This is a genomic window from Halorhodospira sp. 9621 (assembly GCF_022228055.1).
GTDB lineage: Bacteria > Pseudomonadota > Gammaproteobacteria > Nitrococcales > Halorhodospiraceae > Halorhodospira > Halorhodospira halophila_A.
Genome location: NZ_JAJNRD010000089.1, coordinates 1 through 1,047 on the forward strand (window position 1 = coordinate 1; position 1,047 = coordinate 1,047).

1 protein-coding gene is annotated in these 1,047 nt (G+C 72.1%); it reads left to right on the plus strand.

Going from position 1 to position 1,047, the window contains the following annotated elements:
- Window positions 1-72: 72 nt before the first annotated feature.
- The gene (locus LRF89_RS13200) at window positions 73-897 is read left to right on the plus strand and encodes an EAL domain-containing protein (RefSeq protein ID WP_238637365.1); all 825 of its coding nucleotides are present in this window, start codon (window positions 73-75) and stop codon (window positions 895-897) included.
- Window positions 898-1,047: the final 150 nt, after the last annotated feature.

The following is a 1,047-nucleotide window of genomic DNA, read 5'->3' on the forward strand; positions in this document are numbered from 1 at the left end:
CTCCAGCCTTTTTAAGTAGCATGTGTGGCATAAACTGGGGGCACGACCGAGGCAGAGACGCCGAGACCCGCCATGGAGACGAAGATCAGCGAGGAGGAGCGCCTGAGGCAGGTGCGCGGCCTAGATCTCCGCGAGGCCGCCGCTGAGGGGGAGCACCCTGCTCCCCTCGCCCTGATGAGCATCTACCTTGAGGATGCGGCCGGCCTGCGCGCCAGTCGCCAGACGGCCTCGGCAGACCGGCTGCTCGCCGCCACCGCTGCCCGGCTCCGGGCCGCTCTGCCGGAACAGGCCAGCCTCGGGCACTGGGAGGCCAACGAGCTCCTGGTCTGGGCGCCGGCCGCGGCCCCCGGTTGCGATCCGGAGGCCATCGGCACCAGCGCCGCGGCGGCGCTCCAGGAGCCGATCACCACCGGCATGGAGCAGATCCGTCCCACCGTCGCCGTTAGCGTGGTCCAGGCGCCCGATGACGGCGAGCGCCTCGACGAGCTCACCAGCCTCCTCCACCTACTCACCGGCAACCAGCGTGGCGCCGGCCGGGTCCGGGTGGTCCAGAACGGCACCGGCCGGCTCGGGGTCTCGGAGCAGATCCATCTCGTCCAGCGCCTCGACAAGGCGCTGGACCAAGGCTGCATCGAGCCGCACTACCAGCCTCGCTTCGACCTGGCCCCCGGCGCCATGACCGGGATGGAGGCCCTCGCCCGCTGGCACGACCCGAAACTCGGATGGATCTCGCCGGGCGAGTTCATCCCCCTCGCCGAGCGCACCGGGCGCATCGAGGAGCTCACCGGGGTGATCCTGCAGGCCGTTTGCCGCCAGGTCCGCGCCTGGATGGCTGAGGGGATCACCGTGCCGCCGGGCGACCTCTGGCCGCGCCTCGGGGCGGCGGCTCCCGCCTGATCCGCCGGCGCCCTCGCGGACCACGCGCGAGGCGCGCAGCGCAGCCAGTTAGCCGGCTGCGCCGCTGCGCAGCCCGGCCCCGGATCCGGCCGCTACACGGACCGCAGCGTACCGACGAGGCCAACCATGGGTTTGTTCAATCTCGGCAAC

Excerpts from the sequence above, each read along its gene's own strand:
- LRF89_RS13200 (WP_238637365.1), top strand. The coding sequence starts at position 73 with ATGGAGACGAAGATCAGCGAGGAGGAGCGCCTGAGGCAGGTGCGCGGC.